We start from the raw sequence: 23412 nt of genomic DNA, 5'->3' as shown, positions 1-23412 counted from the left end.
TTAGCGCCGGGCTGCGCAGTCTACAGCGTTTGAACAGGCAGCTGGCGCACGAGCCAGCCCGCCGAATCGGCGTTGTTTCGAGGTTATCGGCCAGGGCGGCAAAAGAAATAGGCCCAGGCGCAATCACGGCGCAATCGCCCGGCCTGCCAACGCCACATCGATGAGTTGCTCCGGGGTGAGCGCTTGCCCATCCGTCTCATGGCCAAAATAGTCATCCGGCCAGAAGATCAGGTCCGAGATACGTTCGTCCGGGATGTTGATTGCCAGCATGTCCAGCCAGAATCCGATGTCATGCTCGGGCCCGTCGGAGTCCATGACACGGCGAGCCATCTCGATTAACTCAGAGCGTGTGACATCGGCCACATGGCGCTGATGAGGAACCGCCAGCACACGGCGAACCCAGGTGATGTGCTCTTGCGCACCATAAATACCCTGGAAATCGATGAATTCGTAAGCGGTCATGGCTTCCCGGTTGAAGGTCGCCAGTTGTTCCCGGGTTTGCAGAGGATCCCCGCCATCGATTTCTGCGGCCAACACAGCCAGTCGGGCGACTGACGCCTCGTCCAATGTGGGCGGCATCAGTTCGGGGCGAAGTTTCATGAGCGTTCTCCTGCCCTGCCGGCCGTTTGCTGCAGAGCGCATTTGAGTGAGTCGAGAATATAGTAGGGTCTGTTGCCGTTTCATCATTCAGGACGCTTCGCGCAGCGCTTCACAATGGCTGGCAAGGCCGGGTTCAGTTGACGGAGCAGCGCCGGGTGCATGCTTTCAATGATGTAGAAGTCGGCAATTGAACCGTCGGGCTCAACCGTCAGCCTGGCTCGCACCTTGCCGGCATAGTGGCCTCGATCAATTGTGCCGGATACACCGGCGCCGGCGCCTCGACCGGCACCCGCCACCCTTGGGCCGACGCCGCCGAATAGGGCAACAGACACAGGATCAGCACCCACCATTTCATTTCCGCTTCTCGCACAGACGCGCCGCTGTGGCGCCATGACCGTCATGCTAGGCGGGATGGGCGTTGTTTATAAGTTCATGATTTCCGAGGACGCTGTAGGAGAACTCTGAAATACCTTGTATAGCTTTTAAAAAGCGGACACCCATCACAGAACTCAACTCAACCCAGTGACCCACAACGCCTGAGCCGTGCTTCCAGCACCCGGTCCGGCATCGCGTGGCTGCGCAGGGCCTGGGCGGTCTGGTGCACATAGTCACGGGTGGTGCCATAGCGCCCGGTGGCGGTGGCCAGCACCTGGGTCAGCACGCTGTCGGGCAGGTTGCCGGCATAGCTGGGCAAGTGACGCTCCAGCACAAAGCCCAGCGCCTGGACCTTGCGACCGTCGCCCAGCCGGCAACTGAGCCAGTGCGGGCGATACGAGGGGTACGGCATTTCGCGCTGCCACAGGGCCAGCAGTGATTCTTCGAGGCATTCCTCGCTCAGCCGATAGGCGAAGCCGGTGCATGAGCCGCCACGGTCCAGGCCGAACACCAGGCCCGGAATGTCGGGCGTACCACGGTGTTCGTGGGACCACAGGTACAGGCCGCGATGGTAACCGTGCACCCGGGCGCGCTGGCGCTCCACGGCGGGGCATTCGGGCCGCCAGATGAGCGAGCCGTAGGCGAACAGCCAGACCGGGCCGCCCTCATGGTCTTGCAGGGTAGCGTGCATCGACGCCAGCAGTTGTTCGTGGGTCAGTTGCGGACCCAGGTCGATGGTCGGTGGGTAAGCCAGCCCCAGGCCGTCGTGGACGGCGGCGGCCAGCTCATTGATTGGATTAGCCATTTGCCTCCCCTGGCAGGGTGACTGCCAGTCATGGCCGGACGGCCTGCCAGAGACGGGCAGCGTCCGAAGCCGTGGTGTTTCGATGCTGCAAGGAACCGATCGCGATTAAAAGGGCGTTCGATGAACCCTTATCGAACAAGACCCAATACTGGCATGAAGCAATTTCCAATCCAACCGCAACGGCGTTCAGATCGGCGGGCGATAAGACCGTTTGCCGCTAAGCGGCTGTGTAAACGTCATAAGCCTCAGCGCGGGGCGTAGGCGAACACATCGGCCCGCATGCGATGGGCGTCCATGCCGGCCTCGACCAGGGCGTCGAGGGTGGCATAGATCATCGCCGGCGAGCCGCTGGCGTAGACATGCACACCGGACAGGTCCGCAATGTCTTCGCGTACGGCCTCATGCAGCAGGCCGCAGCGCCCTTCCCAGGCACAGAGGTCGCTGACCACCTTGTGCAGGTACAGGTTGGGCAATTGCTGCCATTGATCCCAGTGGTCGATGGCGTAGAAATCTTCCGGGCGACGCACGCCCCAGTACAGGTGCACCGGATGCCTGAAGCCTTCGGCACGGCAGTGTTCGATCAGGCTGTGCATCTGCGCCATGCCGGTGCCGGCGGCGATCAGCACCAGCGGACCGTCGGGCAGCTCGGCCAGGTGGGTGTCGCCAAACGGCAGCTCGACCCGCGCCAGGCCGTCGCGCTGCAGTTGCGCCAGCAAGGCCTGGGCGCCGGCTTCACGCACCAGCACATGCAACTCCAGGTCACGGCCCCGATGCGGGGCGCTGGCCAGCGAGAACGCTGACTTATCGCCGCTCTCGCGCTCGATCATCAGGTATTGCCCGGCATGGTAGCGCGGCGGCTTGCCGGCCGGCGCACGCAGGCCGATGCGCCAGACATCGCCGCCGACCGCTGTGCACTCGCTGACCTGGCAGGCCAGCTTGCGCACCGGCAGTTCGCCCAAGGCCAGCACGCCGTCCCACAGCAGCACACAGTCCTCCAGTGGCTCGGCCAGGCAGGTGTAGACCTCGCCATGGTCATGCGCCTGCCCGGCCTGCATCACCCGGCCTTCGACCAGCAGGGCGGCGCAGACATGGCAGTTGCCGTTGCGGCAGCTGCTGGGGCATTCATGGCCCAGACGCTGCGCCGCGGCCAGGATGGCCTCGCCGGGCAAGGTTTCCAGCACCGCGCCGGAGGGCTGCAAGGTTACGCGCATCAATTGATTCCCAGCTGGTTCCAGATCTCGTCGACACGACGTGTGGTGGCTTCGTCCTTGACGATTGCACGCCCCCATTCCCGCGTGGTTTCACCGGGCCACTTGTGCGTGGCGTCCAGGCCCATCTTGGAGCCAAGGCCAGACACGGGCGAGGCGAAGTCCAGGTAGTCGATGGGGGTATTCTCGATCATCACCGTATCGCGCTTGGGGTCCATGCGCGTGGTAATGGCCCAGATCACGTCGTTCCAGTCGCGTGCATTGATATCGTCGTCGGTCACGATAACGAACTTGGTGTACATGAACTGTCGCAGGAACGACCACACCCCCAGCATTACGCGCTTGGCATGGCCTGGGTACTGCTTCTTGATGGTCACCACCGCCATGCGGTACGAACAGCCCTCGGGCGGCAGGTAGAAGTCGACGATTTCCGGGAACTGCTTCTGCAGGATGGGCACGAACACTTCGTTGAGCGCCACGCCCAGGATCGCCGGCTCATCCGGTGGACGGCCGGTGTAGGTGCTGTGGTAGATCGGCTTGACGCGATGGGTGATGCGCTCGACGGTGAACACCGGGAAGCTGTCGACTTCGTTGTAGTAGCCGGTGTGGTCGCCGTACGGGCCTTCATCGGCCATTTCGCCGGGGTGAATAACCCCTTCGAGGACGATTTCGGCACTGGCCGGCACTTGCAGGTCGTTGCCACGGCATTTGATCAGCTCGGTGCGGCTGTCGCGCAGCAGGCCGGCGAAGGCGTATTCCGAAAGGCTGTCGGGCACGGGCGTGACCGCACCGAGAATGGTCGCCGGGTCCGCGCCCAGGGCCACGGCCACCGGAAACGGCTGGCCAGGGTGTTTGGCGCACCATTCCTTGAAGTCCAGCGCGCCACCGCGGTGGCTGAGCCAGCGCATGATGACCTTGTTGCGGCCGATCACCTGCTGGCGATAGATGCCCAGGTTCTGGCGCTCCTTGTTCGGACCGCGCGTGACGGTCAGGCCCCAGGTGATCAGCGGCGCGACATCGCCCGGCCAGCAGGTCTGTACCGGCAGCAGGCCCAGGTCGACGTCGTCGCCCTCGATGACCACTTCCTGGCACGGCGCGTCCTTGACCACCTTGGGCGCCATGGCGATGACTTTCTTGAAGATCGGCAGCTTCGACCAGGCGTCCTTGAGGCCCTTGGGCGGCTCGGGCTCCTTGAGAAAGGCCAGCAGCTTGCCGATTTCACGCAACTCGGCGGTGGTTTCGGCACCCATGCCCATGGCCACCCGCTCAGGCGTGCCGAACAGGTTGCCCAGCACCGGGATGTCGAAGCCGACCGGCTTTTCGAACAACAGGGCCGGGCCCTTGGCCCGCAGGGTGCGGTCACAGATCTCGGTCATTTCCAGGACAGGGGAAATGGGCATCTGGATGCGTTTCAATTCTCCGCGCTGCTCAAGCTGCTGCACGAAATCCCTAAGATCCTTGAATTTCATTGACCCGGCCACTTTCTGAAATAGGTGCACATCGTACCTGCTCCAATGCCTGGCTTGCGAATGCGGGTAAAAAAAGGGCGCGCAGGAGCCTGGCTGCCGCCTTGGAACACCGCAGACCCGTAGGAGCGCGCTTGCCCGCGACCGAGTGCGCAGCGCTCGCAAAAATCTCGAAAGCGCCACAATTTTACGACTGCTACGCAGCCGGTCGCGGTGGTCCGGCATTCCGGCAGAGCGCGCTCCTACCGGGGTGAATTTGGTATTCAATAAAAAATGGCGCCCCGAAGGGCGCCATTTTCATGAGCGGCTGCCTGTCACTTGCGTTTCATGGACAGGAAGAACTCATCGTTGGTCTTGGTCGTCTTGAGCTTGTCGATCAGAAACTCGATCGCGGCGACTTCGTCCATGGGGTGCAGCAGCTTGCGCAGGATCCACATGCGCTGCAGCTCGTCGTCGGCGGTCAGCAACTCTTCGCGGCGGGTGCCGGAACGGTTGATGTTGATGGCCGGGAAGACGCGCTTTTCGGCGATCTTGCGGTCCAGGGGCAGCTCCATGTTACCGGTACCCTTGAACTCTTCGTAGATCACTTCATCCATCTTCGAGCCGGTCTCGATCAACGCGGTGGCGATGATGGTCAGCGAGCCGCCTTCTTCGATGTTACGCGCCGCACCGAAGAAACGCTTTGGCTTCTCCAGGGCATGGGCGTCGACACCACCGGTCAGGACCTTGCCGGAGCTCGGGATCACGGTGTTGTAGGCGCGCGCCAGACGGGTAATGGAGTCGAGCAGGATGACCACGTCCTTCTTGTGCTCGACCAGGCGCTTGGCCTTCTCGATGACCATCTCGGCCACCTGGACGTGACGGGTCGGCGGCTCGTCGAAAGTCGAGGCAACCACTTCGCCGCGCACGGTGCGCTGCATTTCGGTTACTTCTTCAGGACGCTCGTCGATCAACAGGACGATCAGGTGCACTTCAGGGTTGTTACGCGTGATGTTCGACGCGATGTTCTGCAGCATGATGGTCTTGCCGGCCTTGGGCGGCGCAACGATCAGGCCACGCTGGCCCTTGCCGATCGGCGCACACAGGTCGATCACCCGACCGGTCAGGTCTTCGGTGGAGCCGTTGCCGGCTTCCATCTTCATGCGGATGGTCGGGAACAGGGGCGTCAGGTTCTCGAACAGGATCTTGTTCTTGGCGTTCTCGGGACGGTCGTAGTTGATCGTGTCGACCTTGAGCAGCGCGAAGTAACGCTCGCCTTCTTTGGGCGGGCGGATCTTGCCAACGATGGTGTCGCCGGTGCGCAGGTTGAAGCGACGGATCTGGCTGGGCGAGACGTAGATGTCATCAGGGCCGGCCAGATAGGACGCGTCCGCGGAACGCAGGAAACCGAAGCCGTCCTGGAGAATCTCCAGCACGCCATCACCAGAAATTTCCTCACCGCTTTTCGCGTGCTTCTTGAGCAGGGAGAAAATCACATCCTGCTTGCGCGAACGGGCCATATTTTCTATGCCCATCTGTTCGGCCATTTCGAGCAGATCGGTAATCGGCTTTTGCTTGAGTTCAGTCAGGTTCATATGGGAATGAAGTAATCGTATATGAGGGGAAATTAAGCATTTTGCTTAATGAGACCGCGCCGCAGAGATGGCGAAAGGATCGCGTACTGAATCGAAAGGAGAGCGTCGGCGACGGCTTGCAGGGGGCTACGGAAGACACCATAGCGGGGCCGAATGTAACACCTGGATTTGCAGGCGTCTAGTGTGAGGCTTGAAAAAAACCCCGCGATTCGCGGGGTCTTGGCAAGCCTGTAAAGCTTAGATGTTCGCGTCCAGAAAGGCCGCCAGTTGCGACTTGGACAAGGCGCCCACCTTGGTGGCGGCAACATCGCCGCCCTTGAACAGCATCAGGGTCGGAATGCCACGCACGCCGTGCTTGGCCGGGGTTTCCTGGTTTTCGTCGATGTTCAGCTTGGCAACGGTCAGCTTGCCTTCATAGGTGCTGGCAATTTCGTCCAGCACCGGGGCGATCATCTTGCACGGGCCACACCACTCGGCCCAGTAGTCAACCAGTACAGGGCCTTCTGCCTTGAGGACATCGGTTTCAAAGCTGGCGTCGGTGACGTGTTTGATCAGGTCGCTACTCATGGAATTCTCCGAATCGGTAGGCTAAAAAACGTGACCCATCATAGCGGGCCTGCCGGCATTCAGGAAGTCAGGGTTGATTGACTCTGTCTATGAGGGTGCATGAGGCGGGTTATAGCGCATTCCTCAGGTGGCCGGCGAGACAAATACGATGCCGGTGCGCAAGGCCGCGCCGCGAATATGCTCCTGCATGGCGCGCTGGGCCGGGCCGCTGGCATGGCGTGCCAGCGAGCGCAGGATCTTGCGGTGTTCCTGCCAGGTTTCCATGGCCCGTGAAGCCCGGATGAATGGCATTTTCTGGCTTTCCAGAAAGATATCGGCCCCGGAGGTCATGATGCCCAGGATCGCCTGATTGCCACTGGCCACCAGAATCAACCGATGAAACTCGAAGTCCAGCCGGGCAGCGGCTTCGAAGTCACCGCTGCGCAACTCCAGGCGCATGGCCTCGACGTTGTCTTCCAGCACATCACGCTCGTCGGCGGTCAGCGTCACGGCCGCCAGGCCTGCCGCAAAGCCTTCCAGGGCATAACGCAGCTGGAACGTATCGGCCGGCGAGGCCTGGGCGCCCTGCGGCCAGGAAAATCCCGGGCTGCGCGATTGTGGTTCATGCAGCGACTGCACAAACACACCCTTGCCCGGCTGTACGCTGACCAGGCCCATGGCGCTGAGCGAAGACAGCGCTTCGCGCAGCGAAGCGCGGCTGACGCCCAGTAACACCGCCAGGTCGCGCTGCGAGGGCAGGCTGTCGCCAGGCTGGTAGCCCTGCTCGACAATCAGTTTGCGGATGGCCCTGAGGGCCGATTCGGGTACGGCAAGGGAGGGGGTGAGCATCACTGTTCAGGCCAGTCGGTCCGGTAAAAACCCCTTTTATCCTTATCAGCGTCATCGGGCAAGCGACGCCCAGTGCTGGGGCGACAAGGCCTGGCGGCGCTCCAGGATTGGGCGCAGCCCTGAGCAACTGTTCAGACCAGTAAGACCAAATCAGCGCTGAAAGCCTTGATTTACCGTTGCCGGCAAAGGTATGGCATGGCCTGTGCACTGGTGCTTGTGCTTGTGCCCACCTTATCGCGCCATCCGGAGATGCCTCATGACCAAGCGTTACAGTGCTCTGCTCGCGGCTTTGTTTACCAGTCTGGCCCTCAGCCAGGCACCGGCCCACGCCAATGGCCTGGACGACATCACGACACGCGGCACCCTGAAGGTGGCAGTGCCCCAGGACTTCCCGCCCTTCGGCTCGGTCGGCCCGGACATGAAACCGCGCGGCCTGGACATCGACACGGCCAAGCTGCTGGCCGACCAGTTGAAGGTCAAGCTGGAGCTGACCCCGGTCAACAGCACCAACCGCATCCCGTACCTGACCACCGGCAAGGTCGACCTGGTCATTTCCAGCCTGGGCAAGAACCCCGACCGCGAAAAGGTCATCGACTTCTCGCGCGCCTATGCGCCGTTCTACCTGGCTGTATTCGGCCCGCCTGACGCACCGATCAAGGACATGGCCGACCTCAACGGCAAGACCATCAGCGTGACCCGTGGCGCCATCGAGGACATCGAGCTCAGCGCCGTCGCGCCACAGGGCGCGACCATCAAGCGTTTCGAAGACAACAACTCGACCATCGCCGCCTACCTGGCCGGGCAGACCGACCTGATTGCCAGCGGCAACGTGGTCATGGTCGCCATCAGCGAGCGCAACCCCAAGCGCGTTCCGGCCCTGAAAGTGAAGCTCAAGGACTCGCCGGTCTATGTCGGTGTGAACAAGGGCCAGCCCGAACTGCTGGGCAAGGTTAATGAGATCCTCAATGCCGCCAAGGCCGACGGCACGCTGGAAAAAGCCTCGACCACATGGCTCAAGCAACCGCTGCCGGCTGACCTCTGATCGCTTGAGTCGCACTGACGAGACCCGCTCATGGCTTATGACTTCGACTTCACACCGGTGGTGCAAAACACCGACCTGTTGCTGCGCGGTGCGCTGTTCACGCTGGAGCTGACCGCCATCGGCACGTTGCTCGGGGTTGGCCTGGGCATCATCGGGGCGCTGGTCAGGGCGTGGAACATCAAACCGTTCTCGGTGATCTTCGGCGTCTATGTCGAACTGATCCGCAACACGCCGTTTCTGGTGCAGCTGTTCTTCATCTTCTTCGGCCTGCCGTCGCTGGGGCTGCAGATCAGTGAATGGCAGGCGGCAATCCTGGCCATGGTGATCAACCTGGGCGCCTATTCGACAGAAATCATCCGCGCGGGTATCCAGGCCATTCCCAAGGGCCAGCTTGAAGCGGCCGCCGCGCTGGCCATGACCCGCTTCGAGGCGTTTCGGCATGTGGTGCTGGTGCCGGCGCTGGGCAAGGTCTGGCCGGCGCTGAGCAGCCAGATCATCATTGTCATGCTGGGCTCGGCGGTGTGTTCGCAGATCGCCACCGAAGAGCTGAGTTTCTTCGCCAACTTCATCCAGTCACGCAACTTCCGCGCCTTTGAAACCTACATCGTCACCACCCTGATCTACCTGTGCATGGCCCTGTTGATCCGGCAATTGCTGGCCTGGGTCGGACGACGCTACATCGCGAGGAACGGCTGATGGATTTCACGCTTTGGGACATCCTGCGCAACCTGCTGACCGGCCTGCAATGGACGCTGGCCCTGTCGCTGGTGGCGTTCATCGGCGGCGGGCTGGTCGGGCTGCTGGTGATGGGCATGCGCCTGTCGAGCAAGGCCGGCCCACGCTGGCTGGCGCACATCTATATAGAGCTGTTTCAGGGCACGCCGCTGCTGATGCAGTTGTTCCTGGTATTTTTCGGCGTCGCCTTGCTGGGCCTGGACATTTCGCCCTGGGCGGCGGCGGCCGTGGCGCTGACCCTGTTTACCAGTGCGTTCCTGGCCGAGATCTGGCGCGGTTGCGTCGAGTCGATCGGCAAGGGCCAGTGGGAAGCCTCGGCCAGCCTGGCCCTGAACCCGCTTGAGCAGATGCGCTACGTCATCCTGCCCCAGGCCTTGCGCATTGCCGTGGCGCCCACCGTGGGCTTCTCGGTGCAAGTGGTCAAGGGCACGGCGGTGACCTCGATCATCGGTTTCACCGAACTGACCAAGACCGGCAGCATGCTGGCCAACGCCACGTTCGAACCCTTCATGGTCTACGGGTTTGTGGCCCTGGGCTATTTCATCCTGTGCTATCCCCTGTCGCTTTGCGCGCGCCAGCTGGAAAGGAGGCTGCATGCCACCACTGCTTAGAGTTTCCGCACTGCACAAGTACTACGGTGACCACCATGTGCTCAAAGGCATCGACCTGACGGTCGAACAGGGCCAGGTGGTGGCCATCATCGGCCGCAGCGGCTCGGGCAAGAGCACGCTGCTGCGCACGCTCAACGGCCTGGAGTCGATCAACGACGGCGTGATCGAGGTCGACGGCGAATACCTGGACGCCGCCCGCGCCGACTTGCGCAGCCTGCGCCAGAAGGTCGGCATGGTGTTCCAGCAGTTCAACCTGTTCCCGCACCTGTCGGTGGGCGAGAACGTCATGCTGGCCCCGCAGGTGGTGAAGAAGACCTCGCGCAGCGAGGCCGCGACCCTGGCCCGGCAGATGCTCGACCGCGTCGGCCTGGGCGACAAGTTCGATGCCTTCCCGGACCGGTTGTCCGGCGGCCAGCAACAACGCGTGGCCATTGCCCGGGCACTGGCCATGTCGCCCAAGGTCTTGCTGTGCGACGAAATCACTTCGGCGCTGGATCCCGAGCTGGTCAACGAAGTGCTCAGCGTGGTGCGCCAGCTGGCCGCCGATGGCATGACGCTGATCATGGTCACCCATGAAATGCGCTTTGCCCGCGAAGTGGGCGACAAACTGGTGTTCATGCATCAGGGCAAGGTGCATGAAACCGGCCACCCGAAAGACCTGATGGCCCACCCGCAGACCCCGGAACTGGCCAACTTCATTGGGTCGGTCGAGCAGGCCTGATGCCAGCATCCGCAGCTTCGCGTTGGCTACAGGCATGGATCGTGGCACGATGGCGCGGTCACTGACCGAGACTCATCTGATCATGCCCCATACCAAAATCAAGAATTTCTCCCTGATCGCCGCCATCGACCTGGGCTCGAACAGCTTCCACATGGTGGTGGCCAAGGCCAACGAGGGTGAAATCCGTATTCTTGAGCGGCTGGGCGAGAAGGTTCAGCTGGCTGCCGGGATCACCGAAGAGCGCCAGCTCACAGAGGAGTCCATGCAACGCGGCCTGGACTGCCTCAAGCGCTTTGCCCAACTGATCAACGGCCTGCCCCTGGGCGCGGTGCGCATCGTGGGCACCAACGCCCTGCGCGAGGCGCGCAACCGCAATGAGTTCATCCACCGTGCCGAGGCCATTCTCGGTCATACCGTGGAGGTCATCTCGGGCCGTGAAGAGGCGCGCCTGATCTACCTGGGCGTGTCGCATACCCTGGCCGACACCCCTGGCAAGCGCCTGGTGGCCGACATCGGCGGTGGCAGTACCGAATTCATCATCGGCCAGCGCTTCGAGCCCCTGCTGCGCGAAAGCCTGCAGATGGGCTGCGTCAGCTTCACCCAGCGTTATTTCCGCGACGGCAAGATCACGCCGGCGCGTTATGCCCAGGCCTACACCGCTGCCCGCCTGGAGCTGATGAGCATCGAGCAGGCCCTACACCGCCTGAAGTGGGATGAGGCCATCGGTTCGTCCGGCACCATCCGCGCCATTGGTACGGTGCTCAAGGCCAACGGCCACGGCTCCGGCGAGGTCAATGCCGAAGGCCTGGCCTGGCTCAAGCGCCGCCTGTTCAAGCTGGGAGACATCGAGAAAATCGACTTCGACGGCATCAAGCCCGACCGCCTGGCGATCTTCCCGGCGGGCCTGGCGATTCTGGAAGCCATCTTTGATGCGCTGGAATTGCAGCGCATGGACCACTGTGAAGGCGCGCTGCGCGAAGGCGTGCTCTACGACCTGCTGGGCCGCCATCACCATGAAGACGTGCGCGAGCGTACGCTCAAGTCGCTGATGGACCGCTATCACGTCGATCTGGAACAGGCCGGCAGGGTCGAGCGCAAGGCCCTGCACGCGCTGGAGCAGGTGGCCGAGGCCTGGGACCTGCAGGACGAGAACTATGCCGAGCTGCTGAGCTGGGCCGCCAAGGTGCACGAAGTGGGCCTGGACATCGCCCACTACCATTACCACAAGCACGGCGCCTACCTGATCGAGCACTCCGACCTGGCCGGCTTTTCACGCGAGGACCAGCAGAAGCTGGCATTGCTGGTGCGCGGCCATCGCCGCAATATTCCCAAGGACCGGTTTGCCGAGTTCGGCGACGAGGGCATCAAGCTGATCCGCCTGTGCGTGCTGCTGCGCTTTGCGATCCTGTTCCACCACATCCGGGGCACCCAGGAAATGCCGCAGGTGGTGCTGCGCGCCGATGGTCCGAACCTCGACGCACAGTTCCCGGCCGGCTGGCTGGAAAACAATCAGCTGACCCAGGCCGACTTCGCGCTGGAAGCGGAGTGGCTGACCCGGGTCGGGATCGTCTTCAGTTCACGCTGATCACCGGATTGCTCAGGCGCTCCAGCAGGGTCGCCTGGGCACTGCGGGGGTTCTGGTTGCCGGTCGGGGTGCTGCGCACATAGCGCCCGTCCGGCTGCAGCAGCCAGCTGTGGGTGTTATCGGTCAGGTAAAGCTCCAGCTCTTTCTTGACCCGTAGCAACAGCTTCTTGCCCTCCACCGGGAAGCAAGTCTCGACGCGCTTGTCGAGGTTGCGTTCCATCCAGTCGGCACTGGACAGGAACAACTGCTCGTCACCGCCATTGAGGAAGTAATAGACCCGGGTGTGCTCCAGGAAGCGGCCGATGATCGAGCGCACCTGGATGTTATGCGACACCCCGGCAATCCCTGGGCGCAGGCAGCACATGCCACGCACCACCAGGTCGATCTTGACCCCGGACTGGCTGGCCTTGTACAGCGCGCGGATGACCTTGGGGTCGGTCAGCGAGTTGAACTTGGCCATGATGTGCGCCGGCTTGCCCTCGAGCGCGGCCTGCGCCTCGCGGGCGATCATGTCGAGGATGCCCTTCTTCAGGGTGAACGGCGCATGCAGCAGCTTTTTCATGCGCAGCGTCTTGCCCATGCCGATCAACTGGCTGAACAGCTTGCCGACGTCCTCGCACAGGGCGTCGTCGGCGGTCAGCATGCTGTAGTCGGTGTACAGGCGGGCGTTGCCGGCGTGGTAGTTACCGGTGCCCATGTGCGCATAACGCACGATTTCCCCGGCCTCGCGGCGCAGGATCAGCATCATCTTGGAGTGGGTCTTGAAGCCGACCACACCATAGATCACCACGGCACCGGCCGCTTGCAGGCGGCTGGCCAGCAGCAGGTTGGACTCTTCGTCGAAGCGCGCGCGCAACTCGATGACCACCGTGACTTCCTTGCCGTTACGCGCCGCATCCACCAGCGCATCGACGATCTCGGAGTTGGCCCCGCTGCGGTACAGGGTCTGGCGCACCGCCAGCACATGCGGGTCCTTGGCGGCCTGGCGCATCAGGTCGACCACCGGGGTGAACGACTCGAAAGGGTGCAGCAGCAGGATGTCCTGCTTGCGGATCACGCTGAACAGGTTATCGCTATTCTGCAGCAGCTTGGGAATCGCCGGCGTGAACGGCGGGTATTGCAGCTCGGGGTGGCTGTCCAGGCCGGTGATGCTGAACAGACGCGTCAGGTTGACCGGCCCGTTGACCCGGTACAGCTCCGACTCGTTCAGGCTGAACTGCTTGAGCAGATAGTCCGACAGCTGTTTGGGACAGGTGTCGGCCACTTCCAGGCGCACCGCATCGCCATAGCGTCGCGAGAACAGCTCGCCGCGCAGGGCGCGGGCCAGGTCTTCGACGTCCTCGGAATCCAGCGCCAGGTCGGCGTTGCGGGTCAGGCGGAACTGGTAGCAGCCCTTGACCTTCATGCCCTGGAACAGGTCGTCGGCATGCGCATGGATCATCGACGACAGGAACACGAAGTTGTCGCCCGGGCCACCAACGTCCTCGGGCACCTTGATGACCCGCGGCAGCAGGCGCGGTGCCGGGATGATCGCCAGGCCCGAGTCACGGCCGAAGGCATCGACGCCTTCAAGCTCGACGATGAAGTTCAGGCTCTTGTTGACCAGCAACGGGAACGGGTGGGTCGGGTCCAGGCCGATCGGGGTGATGATCGGCGCGATCTCGTCACGGAAATAGCGGCGCACCCAGGTCTTGAGCTTCACCGTCCAGTAACGACGACGGATGAAGCGCACCTGGTGCTTTTCCAGCTCCGGCAGCAGGATGTCGTTGAGGATCGCGTACTGGTGGTCGACATGACCGTGTACCAGGTCGCTGATACGGCTCAGCGCCTGATGCGGCTGCAGGCCGTCGGCACCGGCCTGTTCGCGGGCGAAATTGATCTGTTTCTTGAGACCCGCCACACGGATCTCGAAGAATTCATCGAGGTTGCTGGAAAAGATCAGCAGGAACTTCAGTCGTTCCAGCAACGGGTAGGACTCATCCAGCGCCTGTTCCAGCACGCGAATATTGAACTGCAACTGCGCCAGCTCGCGGTGGATATAAAGGCTGCTGTCGTCCAGGTTCGGCACGACCGCAGGCACGGCGGCGACGACCGGAGCGTCGACCACCGGGGCCTCATTGAGCTGAGCCTCGACAACCGGCGCCTCGACAGGCGGGGTCGGCTTGATTTCAGGCTCAACCACGGTTGCAGCCTCCTGAACATCGACTTCTACAGTGGCTTGGGTGAGTCCTTCGGTATTCATGAATGTTCCTGTGAGGAGGCTATTGCCCTTTTAACAGTTGAGCGGCGCGCACGGCAAAGTAAGTCAGGATGCCGTCTGCGCCAGCGCGTTTGAAAGCGGTGAGCGATTCGAGAATCACCCCCTCGCTCAGCCAGCCATTCTCGATCGCGGCCATGTGCATCGCGTACTCGCCGCTGACCTGATAGACAAAGGTCGGGACCTTGAATTCGTCCTTGACCCGGTAAAGGATGTCCAGGTATGGCATGCCCGGTTTGACCATGACCATGTCAGCGCCTTCGGCCAGGTCGGCCGCCACTTCATGCAGCGCCTCGTGGCTGTTGGCCGGGTCCATCTGGTAGGAGGCCTTGTTGGCCTTGCCCAGGTTCAGCGCCGAGCCGACCGCATCGCGGAACGGGCCGTAGTAGGCACTGGCGTACTTGGCCGAGTAGGCCATGATCCGGACATTGACGTGCCCGGCCAGCTCCAGCGCTTCACGGATGGCCTGGATGCGGCCGTCCATCATGTCCGACGGCGCCACGACCTGAGCACCGGCGGCGGCATGGGACAAGGCCTGTTTGACCAGCGCATCGACGGTAATGTCGTTCTGGACGTAGCCTTCTTCATCAAGGATGCCGTCCTGGCCGTGGGTGGTAAACGGATCCAGGGCCACATCGGTAATGACGCCCAGCTCGGGAAAGCGGTCACGCAAGGCGCGGGTGGCGCGCTGGGCAATGCCGTCCGGATTCCAGGCTTCGGCACCCTCCAGGGATTTCTTTTCGACCGGGGTCACCGGAAACAGGGCGAGGGCCGGAATGCCCAGTTGCACCCACTGCTCGGCTTCCTTGAGCAGCAGGTCCACCGACAGGCGCTCGACACCCGGCATCGACGCCACCGACTCGCGGCGGTTTTCGCCATCGAGCACGAAGACCGGCAAAATCAGGTCGTCGACCGTCAGCACGTTTTCACGCACCAGACGACGGGAAAAATCGTCGCGGCGGTTACGACGCAGGCGAGTGAGAGGGAACAGGCGGTTGGCGGGGGTAAAACTCACGGCAAGACTCCTGAGCCCGCATACGCGGGCAAGCGCGACAGTTATAAGCCGCCATTATGACCAATGTGTGACACTTTAAGTGCGGCGTGCGACCCAAGGCCGCAATAGAGCCCTGGGTCCTTCTAGGGTCTGTTGCCGTTTCATCACGGCTCGTGCTGAAACGGCAAAGACCCTAAGGCCAGTGTGCTTGTTACATTCTTTAACGTCGAGACACGGCTGGGTGCTTTCCAGTTTGTCGTGAGCGGGTTAGGCTGCGTGCTCATTTCGCCAGCATCCAGACAATGCTCCAGAATTTTCTTAATGATTACGGCTACCTCGCCCTTTTCATAGGCACCTTTTTCGAAGGCGAAACCATTCTGGTTCTTGCCGGATTCCTGGCGTCTCGCAGCTACATGGACCTCAACACTGTCATGGTCGTTGCCTTCTGCGGCAGCTATGCCGGCGATCAGTTGTGGTACTTCATGGGTCGCAAGCACGGGCGCAAGCTGCTCGCGCGTAAACCGCGCTGGCAAGCCATGGGCGACAAGGCGCTGCGCCTGGTGCGCAAGCACCCTGACCTGTGGGTGCTGAGCTTCCGCTTCGTCTATGGCCTGCGCACGGTCATGCCGGTGGCCATCGGCCTGTCCGGCTACCCGCCTGCCCGCTACCTGCTGCTCAACGGCATTGGTGCGGCGGTCTGGGCCATTGCCCTGGCCTCGGCGGCCTACCACTTCGGTGCGGTAATGGAAGGCCTGCTGGGCAATATCAAGAAGTACGAGCTGTGGGTCCTGGGTGGCCTGCTGGTGCTGGGCCTGGGCCTGTGGCTGCGCCGACGCCTGAAGAATGCACGCATCGCCCGTGAAGAAAAGCTCCAGGCGGCTGCCGCACCTGTCGTTGTCGACCGCGACGACGCCCCCCTCGACCTGGCCAAGCCCGACCTGGCCAAGAAAGACGACTGAACCCTGCGGCCATGCCTGACCGGCATGGCCGTGCGCATTGAACGCCCGCCGGCTGATACGATCTCTCTTTCACGCGTTTCTGGTTCTGTTACCAGTTCCCCTGATGGAGAGTCCTCGACATGCACAAGAAAGTGGCCGTAATCCTGTCCGGCTGTGGCGTCTATGACGGCGCCGAAATCCACGAAAGCGTACTGACGCTGCTGCGCCTGAGCCAGCGCGGTGTCGAGGTGCAGTGCTTCGCCCCCGACATTGCGCAACGGCATGTCGTCAATCACCTGACCGGCCAGGTCGCCGACGAGTCACGCAATGTACTGGTGGAGTCGGCGCGCATCGCGCGTGGTGCCATCCAGGACATACGCCAGGCCCAGGCGGGCGACTTCGATGCCGTGCTCGTCCCCGGTGGCTTCGGCTCGGCCAAGAACCTTTCCAGCCTGGCCGTCGAGGGCGCCGCCTGCGAAGTGCAGGGCGATGTGCTGGCCCTGCTCAAGGCCTTTGCCACCGCAGGCAAACCCGTCGGCCTGATCTGCATCACCCCGGCCCTGGCGGCGAAGATCTATGGCCCTGGCGTGGTCTGCACCATTGGTAACGATGCAGACACCGCTGCGACCATCGAGCAGATGGGCGGCGTCCACAAGGCGTGCGCGGTCGAAGACATCATCGAAGACACCGAACACAAGCTGGTGACCACCCCGGCCTACATGCTGGCGCAAAACATCAGCGAGGCCGCTGCCGGCATCAACAAGCTGGTCGACCGCATCATTGAGCTGACGCATGAGCAAGACCCGGCCTGAAAAGCTGTTTCTGAATATTGGAAATGTTTCAAGGCAGGCCCCGGAGGTCGCTCGACGCAGTGAGAAAACGCCCGTTATCGGGCATATTTACCGTCGAAAGTGTGACGAACCTCCGGGAACAAAATTAAATAGCCATTGTCATCGCCGACCCTGAGTTTATAATTCCGCGCCCACGGCACATCACGGGATCCAATCCCCACTGCGGTGGTACGCGTTTTTTTCAGGCAGCCCGCCCTGCCTGGCCATTGGACTGGCACTGCGGGCATCCATGGCCCTAGCCATCGAATTCAGGGAATAGAAGCATGTCCTCTCGTGCGTTGACCGCGCTTACGCTGATCGTTGCTGTACAACTGGCCGGCTGCGCCGCCTTTCGCAGCTACGACGACGAGCTCAAGGAAACCAACCAGCAACTCACCGCCGGCAACATCGTCGGCGCCCTGGCCACGCTGGAAAAAAACAACACCAGCGCCGACAAGGACCTGCTCTATTACTTCGAGAAGGGCGAACTGCTGCGTGCCAGCGGTGACCTGGACGGCAGCCAGACCGCCTGGCGTGCAGCCGACCAGGTTGTCTACAAATGGGAAGAGTCGGTCAAGTTCGACACCGACAAGTACCTGGCCCAGTTCGGCAGTTTCCTGGTCAACGACAAGGTGCGCCGCTACGAAGGCTATGACTATGAAAAGGTCATGCTGACCACGCAGATGGCCCTGAACCTGCTGGCGCGCAACGATTTCGACGGTGCCCGCACCGAAATCAAGAAGACCCACGAGCGTGAAGCGGTGATCGCCGAGCTGCGCGACAAGGAATACCTGAAAAGCGAGCAGGAAGCCGAGAAGCAAGGTGTACGGACCGAATTCCAGGACCTCAAGGGCTACCCGGTCGCCTCGCTGGACGCCCCTGAAGTGGTCAGCCTGAAAAACAGCTACCAGAGTGCGTTCAGCCATTACCTGTCCGGTTTCGTCTATGAAGCCCTGGGCGAGAAAGGCCTGGCCGCCCCCGGTTACCGCAAGGCGGTAGAACTGCGCCCGCACACCCCGCTGCTTGAAGACGCCCTGAAAAAACTCGATGGCAACGCCACCAAGGCCGGCGAAAGCGATGTGCTGCTGATCGTGCAAAGCGGCTTCGCGCCAGCCCGCGACTCGGTGCGCATCCCGCTGCCGCTGCCGATCAGCGGCAACCTGGTCATCACCCCGCTGTCGTTCCCGGTGGTGCGTGCAGACACCAGCACCCCGACCTTCAACCAGGTCAGCCTGAACGGCAAGCCACTGAACCTGACCCTGCTCAACAGCACCACCGCCATGTCGCGCCGCGCGCTGCGTGACGACATGCCGGGCATCATCGTGCGCACCACCGTGCGCGCCATCACCCGGGGCGTGGCCCAGAAGCAGCTCAACGACGTCAACCCGCTGGCAGGCCTGGCCGTCGGTATCGCCTCGGCGGTCACCGAAGGCGCCGACACCCGCACCTGGCGCACCCTGCCGGACAACACCCTGGTGGCGCGCATCCGCCTGCCCCAAGGCCAGCATCAGGTCACCCTGCCCACCGCGCTGGGCGGTGCACAGGTGAACGTCAAGATTGATCGTCCCTACCAGGTAGTCTCCCTGCGCGCCGTGGGCAACCAGGTGTTCGCCGACGGTCAGATCGCCCAGGTCGTGCCATCGGCGGCAACGCAGGCCATCGCCACCGCCGCTGCCAAGTAATCTTTCAAGGAGCTTCACATGCGTATCAAGATCCTCGGCGTGCTGGCCCTGGCCCTGCTCGCCGGCTGTGCCACCCCGCCGCCACCGGCGCCTGGCAGTGCCGCCAGCAAGGTCGTGCCGATGGGCGACTTCAAGAACATCGAGGTGGGTGCCATTCGCGTCGCACGCGAAAACGGCTTCCTGACCGTCAAGGCGCAACTGACCAACACCAGCAGCCGCAACAGGACCCTGTACTACCGCTTTGCCTGGCTGGGCAACGACGGTTTCCCGGTGGCCGATGAAGAAAGCTGGAAGCCGCTGAGCCTGTATGGCTCGCAAAGCACCATCCTGCCGGGCATCGCACCGGTGCCGCGTGCCACCGACTTCCGCATTGAAGTCAACACGCCTTGATCCGCCTGCCTTTTCGTTCAGTTCAAGAGAGACCCGACATGTCGTTCATCCGTCTTTGCTCCATCGCCGCCGTCGCCCTGCTGGCCACCGGTTGCGCCAACAACTCCCCGACCCTGGGCAGCAAGAACATCAGCTACGGCGACACCAAGGCCGTCGAGACCGTAACCAACGAGTTCGGCTCCACCGACCTGCAGATGATCGCCGAGAGCATGACCCGCTCGCTGGCCCAGTCCGGCATCCTGCAAGGGCGCCCGGTGGTCCAGGTCTATGATGTGAAGAACAAGACCAGCGAATACATCGATACCCGCGAAATCACCAACTCGATCAAGACCCAGTTGATGAAGAGCGGCACTGCCCGCTTCTCCAGCGACAACAACCAGATGCAAAGCCAGGTCGACCAGCTCAAGCTGCAAAACCAGAGCGGCCTGTACAAGCAGTCGACCGTGGCCAAGACCGGCAACATGATCGCCGCCAAATACCGCCTTGAAGGGTCGATCAGCTCGATCGTCAAGCGCAGCAGCGACTACAAGGACGTCTTCTACAAATTCACCCTGCAACTGATCGACGTCGAAAGCGGTCTGGCCGAGTGGATGGACGAAAAAGAAATCCGCAAGACCACGGAGCGCTAAGCAATGCGTGCATGGATCGCAACCCTCGGCCTGCTGTTCGCCTTCGGCGCCCAGGCCGCGCCCAAGGTGGCCGTGACCGACATGGCGTTCCAGGAGCGCGTGGAGCAGTACATCCGTACCGTCTCGGCGCGCGCCAATGTCAATGCCCATGCCAACAACTACAGCGCAGGCTATAGCGGTTCGGCCAGCTACGACGAGTACGAGTCGCGCTCCAGCTACATCGAGCAGGGTGAACTGCGCAAGTTCAGCGGCGACATCAAGGGCGAGATTCTCAAGTCCGGCATGTTCCAGCTGGTGCAGGGCACTCCCTACACCGCAGGCGCCAAGGAAGACGTCTACGACGTCATCCGCCGGATCAAGAACGGTAACTTCAAGGGCGCCGACTACGTGCTGTTCGGCACCGTGTCGGACATCGATTTCCGTCAGGACATCAATGAGCTGGCCAATACCGACAGCTACTCCGCCGTACTGGGCATCACCCTGGTGGCCGACTTCAGCCTGATCAATACCCGCACCTTCGAAATCACCTCGGCCTTCACGGCGATGGGTGAAGGCCAGGACACCAAGCTGGTCAACAGTCGCGACATCAAGGTCTCGCTCAACCGTGGCCGGGTCGTGCGTGAAGTGTCCAAGACCATCGGCCTGGACGTTGCCCGGCAGATGCGCGAGCAACTGCGTGGCGAAGTGGAGTGGGTTGGCCAGCCCGTGCCACAGAACAACCTGCCCCGCGACGAAGCCCCGCGCATCCTGCGCTGAGCGCCACACCCCAAGAGCGGCCGCACGGCCGCTCTCATCAAAAATCAAAATAACCTCTTGATTTTATTAGCTATTGAATTCACCGCCTGTAGGAGCGCGCTCTGCCCGCGACCGGCTGCGTTAGCAGTCGTAAATTTGCAGCGTTTCAAAGATTTTGAATGTGTTCACAACCGTAAATTTTTGGCGTTGCGCAGATTTTGCGAGCGCTTCGCACTCGGTCGCGGGCAAGCGCGCTCCTACACCATTCCCATGTTTGCTGCGCGATAGCGCTCCGCCCTGTGCTAGCGCTGGATCACCTTCATGCGCTCGGCCGATGAGGCGCTGAAGATCTCGGCGTAGCGCAGGGTCGCATTGGCGTGCTCGCGCATGATTGCCTCGGCGCGGGCACCCTGGCGATTGATCAGCGCGTCGACGATCGAGTGATGCTGCATGTGCGCGTAGTTGAAGCGGCGGTATTCGCGGGCCATGTCGTGACGGTCGATGGCCAGGGCGCTGACCGAGGCAAACGGCAGATGGTCGTTGCGCGCCAGGGCGTCGGCAATCGCCGGATTGCCACTGCCTTCGACGATGATCTGGTGAAAGCGCATGTTCAGGTCGTGATAGGTCTCAAGGTCGTCCTCGGTCACATACCCTTTGTCGAACAGCGCATCGCCCTCGGCGAGGCAGGTGTGCAGTTGCGCACAGGCCTCGGCGCTCAGGCCACGCTCGGCGCTTTGCCGGGCGGCCAGGCCCTCCAGCACACCGCGCACTTCCACGGCCCCAGCGATGTCCTGGGGGCTGACCGAGCGCACCTGAAAGCCACGCCCCCCATGGCGCACCAGCAGCCCTTCCTGCTCCAGGGTGCGAAACGCAATGCGCACCGGCATGCGCGACACCCCGAACAATTCGGCGGTGGGCACTTCCATCAGTCGCTCGCCGGCCGCCAGTTCGCCCGAGGCGATCATCTTGCGCAGCGCAACCAGCACGGTCTGGCCGGGCTTGTTCATCCAGGCAGCTTCCAGTAGTCAAAGTGCCGCTATGGTAGCGCAGCCTGACGTGCTTGAGACCTGCCAGTCACCCCAGGAACGGCAACGTCGATCGGGCACTGTGCAGCCCGGCCATGTGCCGGTCGGCTTCGGGCAGCAGCCAGGTGAAGAAAAACTGCGCGGTTTGCAGCTTTTCCAGACGCCGCGGATCGTCCTCGGCCAGGCCTTGCGCAACCCGTGCCGCCCGGGTCCAGGCAAAGGCCAGCAGGGTCAGGCCGCACAGCGGCAAAAAGCTGCCGGCGGCGCGATAGGGGTATTCGGCGTCCAGGGCCGTTTGCTCGACACACAGCTGCCAGGCCTGCTCCAGCGCCTGGCAACGCTGTTGCAAGCCCTCGCCCAGTGCCTGGCACGTCGGTGATCCGGCGGCCAGCCGGGCTTCGTCGTCCAGGACCGCGAGCAGCTGTTGCAGCGCCTCGCCGTTGTCGCCCAGCACCTTGCGCAGCAGCAGGTCGTTGGCCTGAATTTCGTTACTGCCTTCGTAGATCATGGCGATGCGGCTGTCACGCAGGGTCTGTTCGATGGCGAACTCGCCGACATAGCCATAGCCGCCGAACACTTGCAGCGCCTGGCTGGCCAGATAAAAGCCGCGCTCGGTAAAGAACGCCTTGATGATCGGCGTCAGCAGGCCGGTCAATTGGGTGGCCTGGGCACGGGCCGCCGGGGTGGCGCCGTGGTCGGCCTGGTCGAGCAGGTGCCCGACCCAGTAACCCAGGGCGCGCAGGCCTTCGCTGCTGGCGCGCAGTTCCAGCAGGGTGCGGCGCATGGCCGGGTGATAGTGCAGCGGGTCGGCGGCGCTGGCGGCCACGCCCGGTGGCCGGCGCGGTGCGCGCATCTGCCGGCGCTCGGCAGCGTACTGGCGGGCGTTCTGCCAGGCCGCCTCGGCATGTCCCAGACCTTGCAGACCGACATGCAGGCGCGCCGAGTTCATCATCACGAACATGGCCGCCAGCCCCTGGTTCGGCTGGCCGATCAGCCAGCCCTGAGCCTGCTCGAACACCAGCGAACAGGTGGCGCTGCCCTTGATGCCCATCTTGTGCTCGATGCCGTCGCAGCGCACGGCGTTCAGGCGGCCGTCGTCCAGCCGCCTGGGCACCAGAAACAGTGAAATGCCGCGGCTGCCGACCGGCGCGTCCGGCAGCCGCGCCAGCACCAGGTGCAGGATGTCATCACACAGGTCGTGCTCGCCGCCGGAAATGAACAGCTTGTTGCCGCTCAGCGCGTAACTGCCGTCGGCCTGCGGCTGAGCGCGGCTGCGCAACAGGCCGACGTCGCTGCCGGCCTGCGGTTCGGTCAGGCACATGGTCGCCAGGGCCTGGCCGCTGACCAGGTCAGGCAGGTAGCGCTCCTGAATCCACTGCGGCGCGTGCGCCTGCAAACACAGGCAGGCGCCCTGCACGATGCCGGTGTACATGGCCCAGGCGTGGTTGCTGGCGTAGAGCATTTCCTGCAGGGCGGCGTCGAGCACCTGCGGCAGGCCCTGCCCACCGTGCTGCTCGCTGCATGCCAGTGCCGGCCAGCCGCCCTCGACCCAGGCGCGGTAGGCGGCCTTGAAGCCTTCAGGAGTGCTGACGTTGCCGTCTTCGAAGCGACAGCCCTGGCGATCACCGCTGGCATTGAGCGGCGCCAGCACGTCCTGGCAGAACAGCCCGGCCTGTTCCAGCACCTGACTGGCCAGAGACGCATCGAGAAAACCGAACGCCTCGCTGCGCTGCCAGGTGGCCGGGGCGTCGAGCCAGTGCTCGATCACGAACTGCATGTCACGCAACGGTGGCTGGTAGTGCCACATGGCAATCT

The 23412-nt window shown here is 62.8% G+C and carries 23 protein-coding genes; 11 read left to right on the top strand and 12 right to left on the bottom strand.

The window, feature by feature from the left end; genetic code table 11:
• Positions 1-123: 123 nt before the first annotated feature.
• From ASF84_RS23055 to ASF84_RS23020, 8 genes are all read right to left on the bottom strand, one after another.
• Positions 124-600: a hypothetical protein gene (locus ASF84_RS23055; protein WP_056841190.1), complete on the bottom strand. Its 477-nt coding sequence runs from the start codon at positions 598-600 to the stop codon at positions 124-126.
• 208 nt (positions 601-808) lie between these two features.
• Entirely contained in the window at positions 809-955 is a 147-nt protein-coding gene (locus ASF84_RS29290) for a hypothetical protein (RefSeq protein ID WP_156684349.1), read from the bottom strand.
• A gap of 159 nt (positions 956-1114) precedes the next feature.
• The gene (locus ASF84_RS23045) at positions 1115-1780 is read right to left on the bottom strand and encodes a gamma-glutamylcyclotransferase (RefSeq protein ID WP_056841188.1); all 666 of its coding nucleotides are present in this window, start codon (positions 1778-1780) and stop codon (positions 1115-1117) included.
• A 245-nt stretch (positions 1781-2025) separates the two neighbouring features.
• The gene (locus ASF84_RS23040; protein WP_056841187.1) at positions 2026-2991 is read right to left on the bottom strand and encodes a CDP-6-deoxy-delta-3,4-glucoseen reductase; all 966 of its coding nucleotides are present in this window, start codon (positions 2989-2991) and stop codon (positions 2026-2028) included.
• Entirely contained in the window at positions 2991-4457 is a 1467-nt protein-coding gene (ubiD, locus tag ASF84_RS23035) for a 4-hydroxy-3-polyprenylbenzoate decarboxylase (protein ID WP_056841186.1), read from the bottom strand. The genes ASF84_RS23040 and ubiD overlap by 1 nt, the downstream gene beginning before the upstream one ends.
• A 311-nt stretch (positions 4458-4768) precedes the next feature.
• Positions 4769-6028: a transcription termination factor Rho gene (gene rho, locus ASF84_RS23030; RefSeq protein WP_056841185.1), complete on the bottom strand. Its 1260-nt coding sequence runs from the start codon at positions 6026-6028 to the stop codon at positions 4769-4771.
• Between the two features lie 237 nt (positions 6029-6265).
• Positions 6266-6595 (bottom strand): thioredoxin TrxA, encoded by a 330-nt coding sequence (gene trxA / locus ASF84_RS23025; protein ID WP_056841184.1) that lies wholly within the window; start codon positions 6593-6595, stop codon positions 6266-6268.
• Positions 6596-6718: 123 nt separating this feature from the next.
• Positions 6719-7423, bottom strand: a complete 705-nt coding sequence (locus tag ASF84_RS23020) for a FadR/GntR family transcriptional regulator (protein WP_056841183.1) — start codon at positions 7421-7423, stop codon at positions 6719-6721.
• Between the two features lie 256 nt (positions 7424-7679).
• On the opposite strand from ASF84_RS23020, the gene ASF84_RS23015 reads away from it, so the two are divergent.
• From ASF84_RS23015 to ppx, 5 genes are all read left to right on the top strand, one after another.
• Positions 7680-8465, top strand: a complete 786-nt coding sequence (locus ASF84_RS23015; RefSeq protein WP_056841182.1) for a transporter substrate-binding domain-containing protein — start codon at positions 7680-7682, stop codon at positions 8463-8465.
• 30 nt (positions 8466-8495) lie between these two features.
• Positions 8496-9161, top strand: coding sequence for an amino acid ABC transporter permease (locus ASF84_RS23010; protein ID WP_056841181.1), 666 nt, complete (start codon positions 8496-8498; stop codon positions 9159-9161).
• The gene (locus ASF84_RS23005; protein ID WP_082481818.1) at positions 9158-9811 is read left to right on the top strand and encodes an amino acid ABC transporter permease; all 654 of its coding nucleotides are present in this window, start codon (positions 9158-9160) and stop codon (positions 9809-9811) included. Before ASF84_RS23010 ends, ASF84_RS23005 begins: the two co-directional genes overlap by 4 nt.
• Positions 9795-10532 (top strand): amino acid ABC transporter ATP-binding protein, encoded by a 738-nt coding sequence (locus ASF84_RS23000; RefSeq protein WP_056841179.1) that lies wholly within the window; start codon positions 9795-9797, stop codon positions 10530-10532. Before ASF84_RS23005 ends, ASF84_RS23000 begins: the two co-directional genes overlap by 17 nt.
• An 82-nt stretch (positions 10533-10614) precedes the next feature.
• Positions 10615-12117 carry an exopolyphosphatase gene (gene ppx / locus ASF84_RS22995; protein ID WP_056841508.1) on the top strand — a complete coding sequence of 501 codons (1503 nt, stop codon included), beginning with the start codon at positions 10615-10617 and terminating at the stop codon, positions 12115-12117.
• On the opposite strand, the gene ppk1 is transcribed toward ppx, so the two are convergent.
• Both ppk1 and hemB read right to left on the bottom strand, forming a co-directional pair.
• Positions 12104-14359 carry a polyphosphate kinase 1 gene (gene ppk1 / locus ASF84_RS22990; protein WP_056841178.1) on the bottom strand — a complete coding sequence of 752 codons (2256 nt, stop codon included), beginning with the start codon at positions 14357-14359 and terminating at the stop codon, positions 12104-12106. The genes ppx and ppk1 overlap by 14 nt on opposite strands.
• Before the next feature lie 19 nt (positions 14360-14378).
• A complete protein-coding gene (hemB, locus tag ASF84_RS22985) occupies positions 14379-15389 on the bottom strand; it encodes a porphobilinogen synthase (RefSeq protein WP_056841177.1) in 1011 nt (336 codons plus the stop codon).
• Between the two features lie 281 nt (positions 15390-15670).
• Here hemB and ASF84_RS22980 point away from each other — a divergent pair, with 281 nt between their 5' ends.
• The 6 genes from ASF84_RS22980 (at position 15671) to ASF84_RS22955 (ending at position 20593) form a co-directional block, all read left to right on the top strand.
• Positions 15671-16327: a DedA family protein gene (locus ASF84_RS22980; RefSeq protein ID WP_056841176.1), complete on the top strand. Its 657-nt coding sequence runs from the start codon at positions 15671-15673 to the stop codon at positions 16325-16327.
• 119 nt (positions 16328-16446) lie between these two features.
• Positions 16447-17118 (top strand): isoprenoid biosynthesis glyoxalase ElbB, encoded by a 672-nt coding sequence (elbB, locus tag ASF84_RS22975; protein WP_056841175.1) that lies wholly within the window; start codon positions 16447-16449, stop codon positions 17116-17118.
• Between the two features lie 302 nt (positions 17119-17420).
• Positions 17421-18818: a COG3014 family protein gene (locus tag ASF84_RS22970; RefSeq protein ID WP_056841174.1), complete on the top strand. Its 1398-nt coding sequence runs from the start codon at positions 17421-17423 to the stop codon at positions 18816-18818.
• Positions 18819-18836: 18 nt separating this feature from the next.
• Entirely contained in the window at positions 18837-19208 is a 372-nt protein-coding gene (locus ASF84_RS22965) for a YcfL family protein (RefSeq protein WP_056841173.1), read from the top strand.
• A 38-nt stretch (positions 19209-19246) separates the two neighbouring features.
• Positions 19247-19837, top strand: coding sequence for a penicillin-binding protein activator LpoB (gene lpoB, locus ASF84_RS22960; RefSeq protein WP_056841172.1), 591 nt, complete (start codon positions 19247-19249; stop codon positions 19835-19837).
• A gap of 3 nt (positions 19838-19840) precedes the next feature.
• Positions 19841-20593 (top strand): hypothetical protein, encoded by a 753-nt coding sequence (locus ASF84_RS22955; protein ID WP_056841171.1) that lies wholly within the window; start codon positions 19841-19843, stop codon positions 20591-20593.
• Positions 20594-20874: 281 nt separating this feature from the next.
• Here ASF84_RS22955 and ASF84_RS22950 read toward each other — a convergent pair whose 3' ends face one another.
• Entirely contained in the window at positions 20875-21579 is a 705-nt protein-coding gene (locus tag ASF84_RS22950; protein ID WP_056841170.1) for a GntR family transcriptional regulator, read from the bottom strand.
• 67 nt (positions 21580-21646) lie between these two features.
• Positions 21647-23404, bottom strand: coding sequence for an acyl-CoA dehydrogenase family protein (locus ASF84_RS22945; protein WP_056841169.1), 1758 nt, complete (start codon positions 23402-23404; stop codon positions 21647-21649).
• Between the last annotated feature and the right edge of the window lie 8 nt (positions 23405-23412).

The sequence above is a fragment of the Pseudomonas sp. Leaf127 genome, assembly GCF_001423155.1.
Lineage (GTDB): Bacteria > Pseudomonadota > Gammaproteobacteria > Pseudomonadales > Pseudomonadaceae > Aquipseudomonas > Aquipseudomonas ovata.
This window is presented reverse-complemented; position numbering and strand designations above follow the sequence as displayed.

Coding starts and splice junctions, on each gene's coding strand:
- ASF84_RS23055 (WP_056841190.1), bottom strand. CDS start 600: ATGAAACTTCGCCCCGAACTGATGCCGCCCACATTGGACGAGGCGTCA.
- ASF84_RS29290 (WP_156684349.1), bottom strand. CDS start 955: ATGAAATGGTGGGTGCTGATCCTGTGTCTGTTGCCCTATTCGGCGGCG.
- ASF84_RS23045 (WP_056841188.1), bottom strand. CDS start 1,780: ATGGCTAATCCAATCAATGAGCTGGCCGCCGCCGTCCACGACGGCCTG.
- ASF84_RS23040 (WP_056841187.1), bottom strand. CDS start 2,991: ATGCGCGTAACCTTGCAGCCCTCCGGCGCGGTGCTGGAAACCTTGCCC.
- ubiD (WP_056841186.1), bottom strand. CDS start 4,457: ATGAAATTCAAGGATCTTAGGGATTTCGTGCAGCAGCTTGAGCAGCGC.
- rho (WP_056841185.1), bottom strand. CDS start 6,028: ATGAACCTGACTGAACTCAAGCAAAAGCCGATTACCGATCTGCTCGAA.
- trxA (WP_056841184.1), bottom strand. CDS start 6,595: ATGAGTAGCGACCTGATCAAACACGTCACCGACGCCAGCTTTGAAACC.
- ASF84_RS23020 (WP_056841183.1), bottom strand. CDS start 7,423: ATGCTCACCCCCTCCCTTGCCGTACCCGAATCGGCCCTCAGGGCCATC.
- ASF84_RS23015 (WP_056841182.1), top strand. CDS start 7,680: ATGACCAAGCGTTACAGTGCTCTGCTCGCGGCTTTGTTTACCAGTCTG.
- ASF84_RS23010 (WP_056841181.1), top strand. CDS start 8,496: ATGGCTTATGACTTCGACTTCACACCGGTGGTGCAAAACACCGACCTG.
- ASF84_RS23000 (WP_056841179.1), top strand. CDS start 9,795: ATGCCACCACTGCTTAGAGTTTCCGCACTGCACAAGTACTACGGTGAC.
- ppx (WP_056841508.1), top strand. CDS start 10,615: ATGCCCCATACCAAAATCAAGAATTTCTCCCTGATCGCCGCCATCGAC.
- ppk1 (WP_056841178.1), bottom strand. CDS start 14,359: ATGAATACCGAAGGACTCACCCAAGCCACTGTAGAAGTCGATGTTCAG.
- ASF84_RS22980 (WP_056841176.1), top strand. CDS start 15,671: ATGCTCCAGAATTTTCTTAATGATTACGGCTACCTCGCCCTTTTCATA.
- elbB (WP_056841175.1), top strand. CDS start 16,447: ATGCACAAGAAAGTGGCCGTAATCCTGTCCGGCTGTGGCGTCTATGAC.
- ASF84_RS22970 (WP_056841174.1), top strand. CDS start 17,421: ATGTCCTCTCGTGCGTTGACCGCGCTTACGCTGATCGTTGCTGTACAA.
- ASF84_RS22965 (WP_056841173.1), top strand. CDS start 18,837: ATGCGTATCAAGATCCTCGGCGTGCTGGCCCTGGCCCTGCTCGCCGGC.
- lpoB (WP_056841172.1), top strand. CDS start 19,247: ATGTCGTTCATCCGTCTTTGCTCCATCGCCGCCGTCGCCCTGCTGGCC.
- ASF84_RS22955 (WP_056841171.1), top strand. CDS start 19,841: ATGCGTGCATGGATCGCAACCCTCGGCCTGCTGTTCGCCTTCGGCGCC.
- ASF84_RS22950 (WP_056841170.1), bottom strand. CDS start 21,579: ATGAACAAGCCCGGCCAGACCGTGCTGGTTGCGCTGCGCAAGATGATC.
- ASF84_RS22945 (WP_056841169.1), bottom strand. CDS start 23,404: ATGTGGCACTACCAGCCACCGTTGCGTGACATGCAGTTCGTGATCGAG.